Source organism: Bradyrhizobium commune, assembly GCF_015624505.1.
Classification (GTDB): domain Bacteria; phylum Pseudomonadota; class Alphaproteobacteria; order Rhizobiales; family Xanthobacteraceae; genus Bradyrhizobium; species Bradyrhizobium commune.
In genome coordinates this window covers 1,405,989-1,419,734 of sequence record NZ_CP061379.1, presented here as the reverse complement: position 1 = coordinate 1,419,734, position 13,746 = coordinate 1,405,989, and the positions used below count along the sequence as shown (strand labels likewise).

The 13,746-nt window shown below is 60.7% G+C and carries 12 protein-coding genes; 2 read left to right on the top strand and 10 right to left on the bottom strand.

Annotated features, from left to right (window positions below; translation table 11 throughout):
- Positions 1 to 229: 229 nt before the first annotated feature.
- From IC761_RS06805 to IC761_RS06780, 6 genes are read right to left on the bottom strand one after another with little or no spacing between them, the layout of a single operon-like run.
- Complete coding sequence (locus tag IC761_RS06805) at positions 230 to 1,042, bottom strand: phosphate/phosphite/phosphonate ABC transporter substrate-binding protein (protein ID WP_210338520.1); 813 nt, start codon at positions 1,040 to 1,042, stop codon at positions 230 to 232.
- Between the two features lie 27 nt (positions 1,043 to 1,069).
- The gene (locus IC761_RS06800) at positions 1,070 to 1,870 is read right to left on the bottom strand and encodes an ABC transporter ATP-binding protein (RefSeq protein ID WP_195802501.1); all 801 of its coding nucleotides are present in this window, start codon (positions 1,868 to 1,870) and stop codon (positions 1,070 to 1,072) included.
- Positions 1,864 to 2,775 (bottom strand): ABC transporter ATP-binding protein, encoded by a 912-nt coding sequence (locus IC761_RS06795; RefSeq protein WP_246791450.1) that lies wholly within the window; start codon positions 2,773 to 2,775, stop codon positions 1,864 to 1,866. Before IC761_RS06795 ends, IC761_RS06800 begins: the two co-directional genes overlap by 7 nt.
- A complete protein-coding gene (locus IC761_RS06790) occupies positions 2,775 to 3,617 on the bottom strand; it encodes an ABC transporter permease (RefSeq protein ID WP_195802499.1) in 843 nt (280 codons plus the stop codon). Before IC761_RS06790 ends, IC761_RS06795 begins: the two co-directional genes overlap by 1 nt.
- A 3-nt stretch (positions 3,618 to 3,620) precedes the next feature.
- Complete coding sequence (locus IC761_RS06785) at positions 3,621 to 4,634, bottom strand: ABC transporter permease (protein WP_195804569.1); 1,014 nt, start codon at positions 4,632 to 4,634, stop codon at positions 3,621 to 3,623.
- 12 nt (positions 4,635 to 4,646) lie between these two features.
- Positions 4,647 to 6,068 (bottom strand): ABC transporter substrate-binding protein, encoded by a 1,422-nt coding sequence (locus IC761_RS06780; RefSeq protein ID WP_195802498.1) that lies wholly within the window; start codon positions 6,066 to 6,068, stop codon positions 4,647 to 4,649.
- A gap of 837 nt (positions 6,069 to 6,905) precedes the next feature.
- On the opposite strand from IC761_RS06780, the gene IC761_RS06775 reads away from it, so the two are divergent.
- Both IC761_RS06775 and IC761_RS06770 read left to right on the top strand, forming a co-directional pair.
- A complete protein-coding gene (locus IC761_RS06775) occupies positions 6,906 to 7,883 on the top strand; it encodes a LysR family transcriptional regulator (protein ID WP_195804568.1) in 978 nt (325 codons plus the stop codon).
- 173 nt (positions 7,884 to 8,056) lie between these two features.
- Positions 8,057 to 9,709 (top strand): tetratricopeptide repeat protein, encoded by a 1,653-nt coding sequence (locus IC761_RS06770; protein WP_246791449.1) that lies wholly within the window; start codon positions 8,057 to 8,059, stop codon positions 9,707 to 9,709.
- Between the two features lie 264 nt (positions 9,710 to 9,973).
- On the opposite strand, the gene IC761_RS06765 is transcribed toward IC761_RS06770, so the two are convergent.
- The 4 genes from IC761_RS06765 to IC761_RS06750 form a co-directional block, all read right to left on the bottom strand.
- On the bottom strand, positions 9,974 to 10,276 hold the full coding sequence (locus IC761_RS06765; RefSeq protein WP_195802497.1) for a hypothetical protein: 303 nt from the start codon (positions 10,274 to 10,276) through the stop codon (positions 9,974 to 9,976).
- A gap of 136 nt (positions 10,277 to 10,412) precedes the next feature.
- A complete protein-coding gene (locus IC761_RS06760) occupies positions 10,413 to 11,132 on the bottom strand; it encodes an SDR family NAD(P)-dependent oxidoreductase (RefSeq protein ID WP_195802496.1) in 720 nt (239 codons plus the stop codon).
- Positions 11,133 to 11,170: 38 nt separating this feature from the next.
- On the bottom strand, positions 11,171 to 12,415 hold the full coding sequence (locus IC761_RS06755; protein WP_195802495.1) for an acyl-CoA dehydrogenase family protein: 1,245 nt from the start codon (positions 12,413 to 12,415) through the stop codon (positions 11,171 to 11,173).
- Between the two features lie 39 nt (positions 12,416 to 12,454).
- The gene (locus tag IC761_RS06750; protein ID WP_195802494.1) at positions 12,455 to 13,699 is read right to left on the bottom strand and encodes an acyl-CoA dehydrogenase family protein; all 1,245 of its coding nucleotides are present in this window, start codon (positions 13,697 to 13,699) and stop codon (positions 12,455 to 12,457) included.
- Positions 13,700 to 13,746: the final 47 nt, after the last annotated feature.

Here is a 13,746-nt window from a genome sequence, read left to right as displayed (position 1 = left end):
GAGTCTCCCCCCTAGCCCCGTTCTTCCGGGGCATACGCGCAGAACCCGCATGACGCCCACGCCACCTCAGGATCGATATCTGGCATGAGCATCCAACGTGGCGTTTCGCTTGTGCTGCCTTTGGTGGATCTCACCAGACCGCCTGGAGCTCGAAACTAAGCGGCAGTCGTTGGTTCGAAGCGGCAGCGCCATATGGTTCTATCACTACATGGAGGCGGCACCATTCCTGTTACTTCAACTCGGCATATCCCCGTTCAGCGGCTTCGCGTTCGTAGGCAATGACGCGTTCGTAATCGACCGGATCGACAGCGGTTATCGTCTTGATATGGAGCCCGCCAAGGACCGGCCGGTAGATGGGATCATTCACCAGGCGGAACAAGGCAGAGCGCAGCTTTTCAGCCTGGTCGGAAGGCGTCGCTATCGATGTGACGAATGGAATGGCGGGGCTCTCCGGAGTCTCGGCGAGCACGCGGATGCCGCTAACCTTCTCCGGACACAGCTCCTTGAAAAAGCCATACGTCACGCAATCGATCGAGGCGGCGTCGAAATGACCCGCCTGTACCTGCCTGATGCTCTCGGTATGCGAGCGCGTCACCACGACTGCCCCGAAGAAGGGGGCCTTGATCCCATGTCGGGCCAGCAATATCCGAGGGAGGTTCATCCCCGAATTCGAATGGATGCTGTTGAGCGCGAACCTGGCTCCGCGCAGATCTTCGATGGCTCGATAGGGGGACTCCTTGCCCACGATGACAAAGGCCCGATGCGTCGACGGGCCGCAGCCCGGAAAGTCGTAGGTAGGGACACCCAGGAAGGCGAACTGTCCGCTATAGATGGTCCGCAACGGATAGCCGCAGGTCTGGGTGAACAGGATCTCTGGGCCAATGGCATCCGGCACGACCGGGCGCGAGAACACAAGATTGGACGGAAAGGTGGCCAGCTTCGGGCCCTGCACTTCTTTCGACAGCGCCTCCCAAAAGGCGGCGTTTCGGGCCGCCATCTCGGGAAGATTGTACATCGGAAGGCTCGCGGTCTGCTCCAACATCTGAGCTCTCTCGTTAGCTACGCGCGATCAGGCACTCGAGGCATGCCGTCGATCGTTAAGACGAGGAACCGCTTCCAGCAGTGCACGCCCGTAGTCGCTCTGGGGACTCTCGAGAATCTGCCTCGTCGGCCCCTGTTCGACCACGCGCCCGAGGCGCATGATGATAACATCTTCGCACATCAGTCTGACAACCTCGATGTCGTGACTTATGAACAAATAAGCCAAGCCGAATTCGCTCCGTAGGTGGTGTAGCAATTTCAGAATGGCCGCCTGAACCGAGACATCAAGGGCGGCGGTCGGCTCATCCAGAATAAGCAGGTCCGGGGCAGAGGCGAGCGCGCGCGCAATTCCCACTCGGGCCTTTTGCCCTCCCGACAACTGATGAGGATAGCGATTCAGCAGCTCCGGGCTTAACGCAACGCTTGTGGCGAGGGTATCTACCTTGTGACGAATTTGCCGTTCGTCGGTCAACCCGGCAAGTCGTCTGATAGGATCGGCGATGGCAGCGCGCGCAGTAAGATGTGGCGTCAGGTTCTCGCCAGTATCCTGAAAGACGTGTTGTATTTTCCGCCTCTCCGGACGACGTACGAAGGATGACGGCGAAACGGCTCCAATATCGCTCCCGTCGAATTCAATGCCGCCGCCCGTGATTTCGATCAGGCGCGAGACCATTCGAGCCAGGGTGCTCTTTCCCGAGCCGCTCTCGCCTACGACGCCGAGACTGCCACCGCGAGCGAGCTCGAAACTGACATCATCGACGGCGAGAACGTCGTTCGCCCGCCACCCCCGCCCCTTGAACGACTTCGTGAGCCGCGAGACCTTCAGCATAGGGGGTGCCTGCACGCAACGAAGTGCTGAGGAGAAAGAGCCATCAACAATGGCGGCGATACATCGCAATCAGCTTGGTGACGATCGCATCTGGGCGCAAATCGACAAGGCAGCAAGGGACCGGCCAAGTCAGGTAGCAGGCCTGGTACGGTGCGAAGATCGTCGGCGGTTTCAGAATGCTGGGGAACGGATGCAAGCAATTGATCCGCATACGGATGCATCGGCGAGTAAGCCAATCGCTCGGCAGGGCCGCACTCGACAATTTGTCCAGCGTGCATCACAGCGATGCGATCGCAATGCGCGGCAGCGAGCGCTAGATTGTGCGTGACGAGCAAGGTGGCCATCGCACGCCGCTCTGAAAGATCATTGATCAGCGCCATGATGGCTGCTTCGGTAGTCACATCGAGCCCGGTGGTCGGTTCATCAGCGATCAGAAGTTCGGGCTCACAGCCGAGAGCGAGCGCGATCCCGACGCGTTGGCACTGACCGCCTGAAAGTTCAAACGGATAATGGTCCGCCCGATTGGGATCGATACGGACGTTGTCGAGCAGTGACAGCACCCGGTCCCGCCCAGCAACATCGCCAAGCTGACGGCGCACGGTCATGATCGGATTCAGGCTCGCCCGGGGATTCTGGAATATCTGCGCAATCGCGGCACGCGTGCTCCGCCGCTCCCTGACAGGCTCGATGACGGCGCCATGCCATCGGATCTCGCCGCTCACGATCCGCGCGGACGCATCGAGCAAACCGGATATCGCGTAGGAGAGGACAGACTTCCCCGAGCCGCTTTCCCCGACGAGGCCGACGATCTCGCCGGGAGCAATGCTCAAATCGATCCGGTCCAGCGCCTTGACCGTGCCGCGGCGCGTCGAAAACTCGATCGACAGATTCTTGACTTCGAGCACTAGCGTCGTTCCCTGGCATCGAGGACGTCGCGCAAGCCGTCGCCTACAAGGTTGAGCGAGAGCACGACCAGGACCAATGTCAGCCCCGGAAACAGCGCGACCCACCATTCACCCGTGATGATGAAGCTGGCGCCTTCCGCCACCATGATCCCCCACTCCGGTGTGGGAGGTCTGATGCCGAGACCGATAAAGGAGAGGGCAGCTGCATTGAGCATTGCCCAGCCCATCGTCAAAGTCGCCTGGACCATCAACTGAGGTACGGCGGTAGGAAAGAGGTGAACGGCAAGAATTCTGAAGGGACCGTTCCCGCTCACTCTCGCCGCCTCCACAAATCCCATCTCGCGGCGCTGCTTCATCTCTGCCCGCATCGTGCGGGCGTAAAACGGCACATTCACTATGGCTGTCGCATAGATAATATTCTCGAGACTGTTGCCTAGCGCGGCGACGATTCCCATCGCGAGCACGAACAGCGGGAATGCCATGATCGTGTCCACGATCCACATCGCCAGGCGGTCCATGATTCCACCGAAGAAACCGGCGAGACTCCCGATCAGGCCTCCGACGACGAGTCCCAGCGCCACTGCGGACAGCGCGATGAACAGATCGAGACGGGTCGCGTAGACGATCCTTGTACATATGTCCCGGCCCACCTGGTCGGTGCCGCAGGGATGCTCCCAGGTCGGCGGCTTCAGCGCGATCGAGGGATTGGTTGCGAAGGGATCGTGAGACGCAACGAACGGACCGAAGATCGCGACGAGACAGACGATCACGATGATTGCCATCGTCGTCGCGGTCAGAGGGTCTCGACGCAAGCCGTCCTGGAGGGTTGCCGCGAACTCCATGTCCTACTCCGCCAGGCGAACACGAACGTCGACAATCCCGTAAAGGACGTCGATCAGGATATTGATCAAGACGTACAGGAGTGCGACGCTGAGCACGAAGCCTTGCACGGCCGCATAATCGGACGCAACCAGGGCTTCGAGAGCGTACGAACCGATGCCCGGCCAGGAGAAGACCTTTTCGACCACGACGTTCGCGCTGATGAGAAACGAGAACACAAAGCCGGCCGTGGTCAGAACGGGCAGCAAGGCGTTTCTGAGCGCATAGACGTAGATCAGGCGCCACCTCGGCATGTCGTAGGAACGGGCAGCCCGCATGAAATCACTGGAGAGCACCGTCAACATCGCTCCGCGCGTGATCCGGGTCAGAGGTCCGATGCCGGAGAGTGCGAGCGCAATCGACGGAAGGACCAGATGGGCGAGGCCATCCGCCACACTTTCGTAGTCACCCGCAAGGAATCCGTCGATCAGTATCAGGCCAGACCTTACTGGCGGCGGGAGACCGAGTGGATCAATCCGGCCGAGAGGCGCCGGCGCAAGACCGAGCAGATAATAGAACACGAAGACCAACAGCAGGCCCGTGAAAAACGATGGCATCGACAACGCCGTGGTCGAGAAGAACCTGGAAGCGTGGTCGATCAGACTGCCCTTGCGAAGCGCTCCGATGACTCCAAGCGGAATTGAAACCAGCAATGCGATCAGGAGCGAGAGCCCGGTCAGCTCGAGCGTCGCCGGCATTCTCGCCGCGAGGTCCTTGATAACGGGCTGACCGGTTATCAGGGACTTTCCCAGATCGCCATGAAGCAGGTTGACGATGTAGGAACCGAATTGCTCCCACAAAGGTCGATCGAGATGCATGGCCTTGCGGATATCGACGATCGCCTCGGGAGTCGGCGCCGCGCCGGCGAAGTAGACCGCCGGGTCCCCCGGCAGCAGCCGCGTGAGAGCAAAGGACACCAGAACGACGCCGAAGATCGTCGGCACCGCAAACGCGACCCGCTTGAGAACCGACCGCAGCAGGGAGGACAACTTTCAGACCTTTGCCAGGGTGCGCGCATCCACTTGACGATGGAACATGTAGACGTACCCGTTGACGTCCTGCTGGACTGCGACATCCAGCACGGGTTGATAGAGCGGGATGTAGGGCACTTCAGTCATCGCGAGCTTGATAAATTGCTTCGCGATCGCTTCGTAGTCGTTCCCCTCGCGCGCCTGTCTCGCGGCGTCGAGCAGCTTGTCCATCTCGGGGTTCTTGTAGCTGGCAACATTGAAGACGGTATTTTGCCCGTGCCAGAGCCAGCGAAAGAAGAAGTCTGCTCCGTCAAACCAAGCGCCGAAAACGTCGATCGCCATCGGCCAGTTCTTCTGGCTTCTGCGCGCAAAGAAGTCCGGAATCTTCTCGATTGTCAGCTTTACACCGAGCTTGCCCAGCGCGTCCTGAATGATCAGCGCGGCCGGTTCGTCCACGGTTGCCGCGCCTGCGTCGAAATAGAGCTTGGTCTCGAACCCGCCTGCGAGCCCTGCATCGGAAAGCAGCGCCTTGGCCTTGTCGGGATCGTGGCTGTAGGGGAACGGCTGCGGCCAGGAAGCGTCCTGAGGCGCATTCGCAGGCGCGCCGAACATCGGCTTTGCGCGTCCGTAGACGGCGCTCTCGATCACCTTGTCGTAGGGAATCGCATAGGCGATCGCCTGCCTAACTCTCACATCGTCGAACGGCTTGGTTATCGTCGAGAGCGCGAGATACCTCAGGGTGTTTGCCTGTGGCGCTGACTCGATCTTGATCTTCTTGGCGGCAGCGATATCGGCCACGTCGCGCGGCGGGAGATCGGTCGCGACATCCGCGTCCGCCCGTTCGACCAATGCGCGGCGAGTTCCAGCCGCGGGCACGGACCGATAGAGAGCACGTTCTTGTTTTGGCAATGTCCCTCCCTTCCAATCCGAAAAGCGCGTCAGGATGATCTGCTCGTCGGGCTTGAAGGATTCGACCTTATATGCGCCCGAGCCCGCCGAATTGACCTTGGTGAATTCCAGCGCCCAAGGATCGGCGGTCGTCGCATGCGACTTGCAGAGCTCGCTGTTGTAAATGCCGGGCACCACGATCGCGAGGCTGGGAAGCGTAAGCTTGTCCCGCTTGAGAAGCTTGATCTTGAAGGTACGCTCGTCGACGACCTCGAACTGGTTTACGTCGGTGAGTGAGACCTGCTCCATCTGTCGCTGGGGGAAGCCGCCGACGGAAACGAAACGATCGAACGACCATTTGACGTCACGCGCAGCTATCGGCGCGCCGTCGTGAAACTTGAGACCTTCTTTCAACTTGAAGACGATCGCGGAATTGTCAGGCGCGATTTCCCAGCTTTCCGCGAGCTGCGGCTCGAGCTTGTTGTAGTCGTAAGTGGGCACGCCGTTCGGCAGAATCTTTGTACCGAACTGGACAAGCCTGTCGTAGGTCATCATGCAAAGTCCGTAGGACGCACGGTTTGCCCCCGGCGTGTGAACGTCCAACGTATTCGAATTGGACTCCGAGACGATGACGATGCGGCTTGATTTGGATTGACCGTATGCGGGAAGAACCGAGAGCGACGAAGCTGCACCCGCGGCAGCGAGCCCTACGAACTGTCGGCGATCCATTTCAATACGCTCCCCTGAAAAAACGTATACGCGATGTTGTATAGACATAATCATGAAGTCAAGCGAGCATACTGCACCGTATCCCCGGCCATCGCCTGTTTGACGGATTTAGTCGAGGAGCGAGGGACAGTATTTTCCTCTTCATTGGATCGCAGTTTTTGAACCAATCATCTCCGTGCGTTTCGCCGGAGTTTAAAAATCATCTCCTTCGCTGCTTGTCGAAAGGCCGCCCCGAATATCTCTTCGACACCCCCGTTCGACTTTTGGACCGGCGCGTTTCGTTCAACACCATTAGTCCCAGCCTAAACCATCACATCATGGCGCCCGGTACGACGGTTCAAGAAAACCGAAGCAGTCTAGAGGAAAGCAATTCTTTATCGGTACTCCTTCGAGCACATACTGCACTCCGGGTCATTGGCCTGCACAGCCCGTTGAAAAAGCAGCGCGGCTGATGATCGCCCGGGAGCCGTACTGGAAACGTCAGGAATGGCTGCAGCGCCCTCGTCAATCGCCGTCGATTCCCACCTCGCCTCGCGATCCGCCTCCAGCGCTGACCGCGGCCCCGCCCCTTGGCTCTTCATGCCCTCACACCGGCCAAATCGTCGGAATTCCACGCAAATGCCGGCACTTGACGGCCCATCTTGGGCCAATAAAGTCGGTTCCATGCGGTATTCGCTTCGCCAACTTGAGTATTTCATCGCTGCGGGCGAAACGCTGAGCATCACCTTGGCCGCTGAGCGAATTCACATCTCCCAGCCGTCGATTTCGACTGCGATATCCTTCCTGGAGAAGGAGCTGGGCGTTCAGCTCTTCATTCGTCACCATGCCCAAGGTCTGTCGCTCACGCCCGCCGGGCGAGACTTGCTCCGTGAGGCCAAGAGCGTCGTGGCGCAGGCCCAGCGCCTGTATGTGTTTGCATCCGAGACAAGCAACCAGATCCGCGGGACGTTGTCGCTTGGATGCATGGTCACACTTGCGCCGATGCTGGTGCCGGAACTGGTTCACTCCTTCACCACCGCCTTCGCGACGACGAAGGTCGCCCACCGGGAAGCCAATCCGGAGCAGCTTCTCGACGATTTGAGGCGGTCGCGGATCGACGTCGCGATCATCTACGACTTGCAGGTCCCTGCCGATATCGACTTCCTGCCGCTGGCGCGGTTGCCGCCGCACGTGCTGTTGGGCGAGTCCCATCCCCTGGCGAGCCGGACCGCATTGACGCTGAAGGAGATGGTCGACCATCCGATGATATTGCTCGATCTGCCGCTCAGCCGGGAATATTTCCTTGCCTTGTTCATGAAGGACGGCCTCGAGCCGAACATCTATGCGCGCTCCGAGCACATCGAGGTTGTCCGGACCATGGTGGCAAACGGACTGGGTTACTCGCTCCTCAACATCAGGCCGCGATCTGACCAGGCTTTGGACGGAAAACGCCTGAAGCGCGTCAGGCTGATGGGAGACAATCGGCCGATGGTGATCGGCACCGCCACGTTGAAGACCGTGAGCAAATCGCGCCTGCTCCAGGCGTTCGAGAGCCACTGCCGTTCGTTCGTCTCCGACAGCTACATACCCGGAATGGTCGCGCCGGTCTTCGACAAAACGAAGCGACGGACGAGCCCGGAGGATACCGAGGAACCATCGTGACGCTGCCTGCAAGACGAGCACGCGACGAAACGCTTCGACGGACCGAGAATTGAGACATGCAAATCCAGGCCGAGAGTTCCGCACCAGCAACGTCCGATCTCGGCGCTCAGCCCGCTCCACTCCAATCCGCCGATGAGTATCCTTTCGATCTCGGATCCCACGGCCGGACGATCGTGACGACGTCGCCCGAGGCGCAGCAATGGTTCAACCTCGGCCTCAATTGGTGCCTCGGCTTCAACCAGGAAGAGGGCGTGACATGCTTTCACAACGCGCTGGCGTTCGATCCGGATTGCGTCATGGCCCACTGGGGTGTCGCTTACGGATCTGGCCCCTTCTACAATCTGATCTGGCGCGATCTGGGAGAGCTCGAGGCTGATCGCGTCACGGCTGTGGCCTTTCACCACGTTCAGCGCGCCCTCGCATTGAGCGCGGGACGGGAGGATGCCGAACGGCATCTGGTCGAAGCGCTCGCGAAGCGGTTTCAGAAACCCCACCACGTCGAGCCCGAGCAGTTCGATCGCTGGGACGACGACTACGCCGCCGCGATGCGGCGGGTCCACTATGCGTTTCCCGACGACCACGACGTGATGGCGCTGTTCGTCGAGGCGCTGATCACGCGAACGCCGCGCAAGCTCTGGGACGTTAAGACCGGATTGCCGTCGCGAAACGCAGATACGATGGAGGCCCTCCAGATCTGCGACAGGTCGATCGCGTTGGCCGACGAACAGGGCATTCCTCTGCATCTGGCCATCATTCATCTTCACATTCATCTGCTCGAGATGTCGAACGAACCCGAACGCGCCTTGCGATCGGCCGATGTCTTGTCGGATTTGTGCCCCGACGCCGGCCACATGAACCACATGCCGGGTCACATCTACGTCCTCTGCGGCGACTATGAACGGGCCAGGATCGCAAGCGAGAAGGCCATCAAGGCCGACGACATGTACGCCGAGTTCGCCGGTTCGCTGAATTTCTACGTGACCGCACGCTGCCACGACCTGCATCTGATGATGTTCACCTGCATGTTCCTGGGCCAATTCGCCCCCGCCATCGCCGCGGCCGACAAAGTACGACAGATGCTCACGTCCGACATTCTCGGCGTCCGTCATCGCCCCAAGCTGGCCAATACGACCGAAGGATATTACTCGGTCAAGATGCATGTCCTCATCCGCTTCGGACGCTGGCAGGAGATCATCGACGAGCCGGTCCCGACCGACAGCGACATCTTCCTGGTCACGATCCCGATGCACCACTACGCCCGCGCCATTGCGCATGCGACGCTCAAGGACTTTGCGAGGGCTGACGAGGAGCGGCGGCTCTTCCATCTCACCAGAAGCCGTGTGCCGGCGTCGAGGCGCTTTCTCAGCAATTTTGCGCTGGACGTCCTGGCGGTCGGCGAAGCCATGCTCGATGGCGAGCTGGAGTATCACAAGGGATATCACGAGGCAGGCTATCGCCATCTGCGGGAGGCGGTCCGGCGCGACGACAATCTCGGCTATACCGAGCCCTGGGCCTGGATGCATCCGCCGCGCCACGCGCTCGCCGCCCTCCTGATGGAACAGGGACACTACGCCGAGGCCGAGGAGATCTATCGCGACGACCTCGGCTTGACCAACAGGGTGCAGCGCTGCACACAGCATCCGGACAACGTATGGGCCCTTCATGGCCTGGTGGAGTGCCTGCAACGGCGAGAAGACCAGGTCGAATTGCCGCTCCTCTCGTCGAAACTGGCAGCCGCGCTCGCAAAGGCCGACACGCCGATCACGTCATCCTGCATGTGCAGGCTCGACGATTATCGTCCAACTCAGACCTGCTGCTGTAGCTGAACAGCTCTTCTTGCCGAGCGCCGGGAGGAGAGCACTTTACGCAGAGCGCGAAATCGCCAGCATAACCTCGTACTCCGCCCGGCTTTCGCGCAGAATAACGACCGTTCGAGATCAACGAATTCGATCGAAGGAAGATCGGCCGCGACAACGCGCGCGGGCAGTTCGGCCTCTCTTAGCCCAAGCTCAGCGCCAAACTCGGTGCGCGCGCCCATCGCTTCGCACAGGCTTCGCGCACGTGCGGTCTACCAAAAACCGTCTCGTCCATCAGTACGGGTCCATGTCTTCGGCGGATCGTCCGCTCGTGACCCGCATTTCAGGCCCGAATCCCGACAGCGTCGCAGTCGGACTGACCGTCTTGTAATGGAAAAGGATGGGATCGACTGCGGGGAATAGGCCCTGTGCCGCAACGATCTGAGGGGTCAGCCTTCCCAGAAGCGGCGTCAGCAACACGGCTTCCACGAGCCACTTCGGCCGCAGGCTGTTGGTCAGCGAGTCTCGGCGCATGAGCCAGTGAAACTCGGGAAAGGCCACGGTGTAACGGTAGAGAGTGGCGTAATTCTCCCGCAATTTGACATCCAGTTGGTGCGGCCATCTAGGAACTGCCCATCGCTCAGGCCACTGACGGCCCAGCGAAACTGATCCCATTCACGGATGCCATTTTCTCGCTTCCATGCCCCGTTCTGGCTGGCTTGATGTCGGGCGGCTAGATCATGTGGTGGCCGGCGGCCTGCCCGCCGTCGACGTGAAGGATCTCGCCGGTCACGAACGTTGCGCCCTCGAGGTAAAGTACCGCGTCCACGACGTCGGACACATCACCCATCCGCCCCATCGGATGAAGGGCCGCGAGGGCTTGATGCGCTTGAAGCGGATGCATCGGAGTCTTGATTATTCCCGGTGATACGGCATTCACGCGAATGCCTGTCTTGGCATACTCGATCGCGAGTGACTTGGTTGCCGCGTTCAGGGCTCCTTTCGTGAGGGACGCCAGAGCGGCCGGAACCCCACTCATCGGCTGATCGACGAGGCTCGTCGTGATGGTGACGACGTGGCCATGTCCTTGCTTGCTCATCAGATCCAGCGCACGCTGGGTCATGTGAAAGAAGCCGGTGACGTTTGTTGAAATGTAGGTCGCATAGTCGTCCTGCGAATAGGCGGTAAATGGCTTTGCCATGAATATGCCGGCGTTGTTGACCAGCGTGTCGACACGGCCGAAACGTTCGTACGCTGCCCTAAACACCTTTTCCGCCGTGTCGAGCGCGCCGACGTCGCCCGGCACCGTCAGGATGTTCGGATCGTCGGAGGCCTTGATTGACCGCGACGCCGCAACAACGCTGTAGTTGCGATCCTTGAAGGCCTCGAGGATACCGGCGCCGATCCCCTGAGATGCCCCCGTCACGACGGCTACTTTCTGCTCTGTGCTCATGATTTATCCCCTTCGATCAAGGAAGCCTCGCGTTAGTCTCATCGTTCGACATCGGTCGTGAGCGGATCGTATTCCGGCCGTTTCAAGAGCGCGTGAAGTTGTCGGCGTCGGACGCCGACATTGCCTCCGCCAAAGAGAGGCAACGCAAGCGCATCCTCCAGCAGGCGTCCCAACGGGAGAGCACGATCGTAACTCTCGATGCCGACGACGCGCATGAGGTCCATCAGCACCCGCACGGCGGTTTCAGAACCATAGACCTTTGCTTCGACGGCGAGTTCCTGCGCACTCGGCGATTGCATGTCGACCGCCTGGCACGCCCGCCAGCACAGACAGCGGGTTGCCTCGATGGCCATCTTTGCGTCCGCCAAGGCGTATCCGACCGCCTGGTGCTCAATGATAGGATGAATACCACCTCGTCTCTCGGAGCGCGCGAAGCCCAGCGTGAATTCGAACGCCGCACGCATCAATGCGATCGCGAAAACTCCGACCAACGCGGCTGCACCGGTGAAGCAGGCGCCCGTCAGGGCGAGCCCGCCGCCGACGCCGCCGAGGACGTTATCGCGTGGGACGCTGACGTCCTGGAATTCGAATTGCGGCAGGAGATGTGCGCGATGCCCCACCGATTCGATCGCGCGCCCAAAGACCAGGCCTGATGCGGGACGCTCCACGAGGATGACCGAAATGCCTTGTTCGGGAGTCGCGTCGGGGTCGGTGCGGCAGAGAACTGAGAGAACGTCCGCGCCCTTGCGATCCCAACCCGTGGCCGACGAGACCCAGCTCTTTCGTCCGTGGATGATCCATCTGTCACCCGAGAGCCTTGCCGAGGTGCGCACTCCCTCGCCCGGCGGCGGCGACGCCGGATTGGCGCTGCCGCCGGGTTCGCTGGCGCAGAACCCCGCCAATGGCGCTCCTGCCGGCGCCAAAAAGCGAGGCAGCAGCCGGTCGCGCTGCTCCCTCGTGCCGCCAATCAAGAGCGGCAACAGCCCAAGCAGGGTTCCTATCAACGTCAGAGTAAGGCTGGCGTTCACGGCATACAGTTCCTCGACCATGATCGCGGTATCGGTCAGACCCGTGTTCTCTCCACCATCGGACCTGGGAATGCATTTGCGCAGAAATCCGGCTGCGATCATCGCTTCGTAGGCGGGTTTCGTTGCCGCGAACCGTTCCTCCGCCGTGTGCAGGGCCTCCGCCTCGATCGCAGAGGACAGCACGTCCTTTGCGAAGTTTCGCGAGCGAAACTGTAGTTCGCGTTGGCTCTCGGTCAAGCGAAAGTCGATGGCCACCGATCTACCCTCTCACCGGAACATCATCAACCTGACGCACTAGCTCGCTCCGCTCGCGGCGAGCGGATCGTAGTCGCTTCGCTTCAGCATCGTGTGCAACTGCCGCCGCCGAACGCCCATATTGCCGCCGTCGAAGATCGGCAGCGCGAGTGCATCCTGGAGCAGACGCGCGAAAGGCGCTTCGTGATCGTAGCTGTCGACGCCGACCACGCGCATGAGATCGGTAATCACGCGCACTGCGGCCTCGGAGCCGAAAATCTTCGCTTCGACCGCGAGCTCCTCGGCCACAGGTGACTGGGTGTCGAGCGCATGGCAAGCGCGCCAGCAGAGATAGCGCGCGGCCTCGATTGTGGTCTTTGCATCGGCTAAGGCATAGCCCACCGCCTGATGCTCGATGATCGCGTGAACACCGCCACGCTTTTCCGTGCGCGCAAAATGCAGCGCGAATTCGAACGCGGCCCGCATCAAGGCGACGCCGAAGATGCCGACGAGCGCCGCGGTTCCCGTGAACGCCGCGGCGGTCAGTGCGAGCCCCGCGCCCTCCTGTCCAAGTAAATTGTGGTGAGGTGTCGTGACATTCTGGAGGCCGAACTGTGGGACGAGATGCGCGCGATGACCGATGGTGTTGATCGCACGTTCGAACGCAATGCCCTTGACCGGCCTCTCAACGGCAATGACTGAGATTGCGGTCTCGGGTGGCGCCTTTGGATCAGTCCGGCACACGACGCACAGGACATCGGCGCCTTCACGGTTCCAACCCGTGGCCGAAGAGACCCACTTCTTGCGGCCGTTGATCACCCAGTTCTCCCCTTCCCGCCTGGCCGTCGTGCGGACGCCCTCGCCGGGTGGAGGAGACGCAGCATTGGCGCTACCCCCCGGTTCGCTGGAACAGAACCCGGCAAGCGGCGCACCATTTGTCTTCAGAAACGGCCGGATGAGTCGTTGACATTGGTCCGGCGTGCCGCCGAGCAGAATCGGCAACAGCCCAAGCACGGTGCCAAGCATCGTGAGCGTCACGCTAGGGTTTACGCTGTAGAATTCTTCGGCCAGGATCGCCATATCCATCAGCCCGGCGTTGTCGCCGCCCGCTGGCGCCGGAATGCATTTGCGCAGATAGCCGGCCGCGACCATCGCCTCATAAGTCGGCCTGGTTGCAACGAAGCGCTCTTCCGGAGTTGCCAACAACTCGGCCCGTCCGGCCTCGGCGAGCACCTCCTTCGCGAACTTGCGGGAGACGTGCTGGAGATCGCGCTGTTGCGCCGTGAGTGTGAAATCGATCGCCATCGCGGTATCCCCTGACCTGAGTGTCAGCCGTTCATTCCAACGGCTAT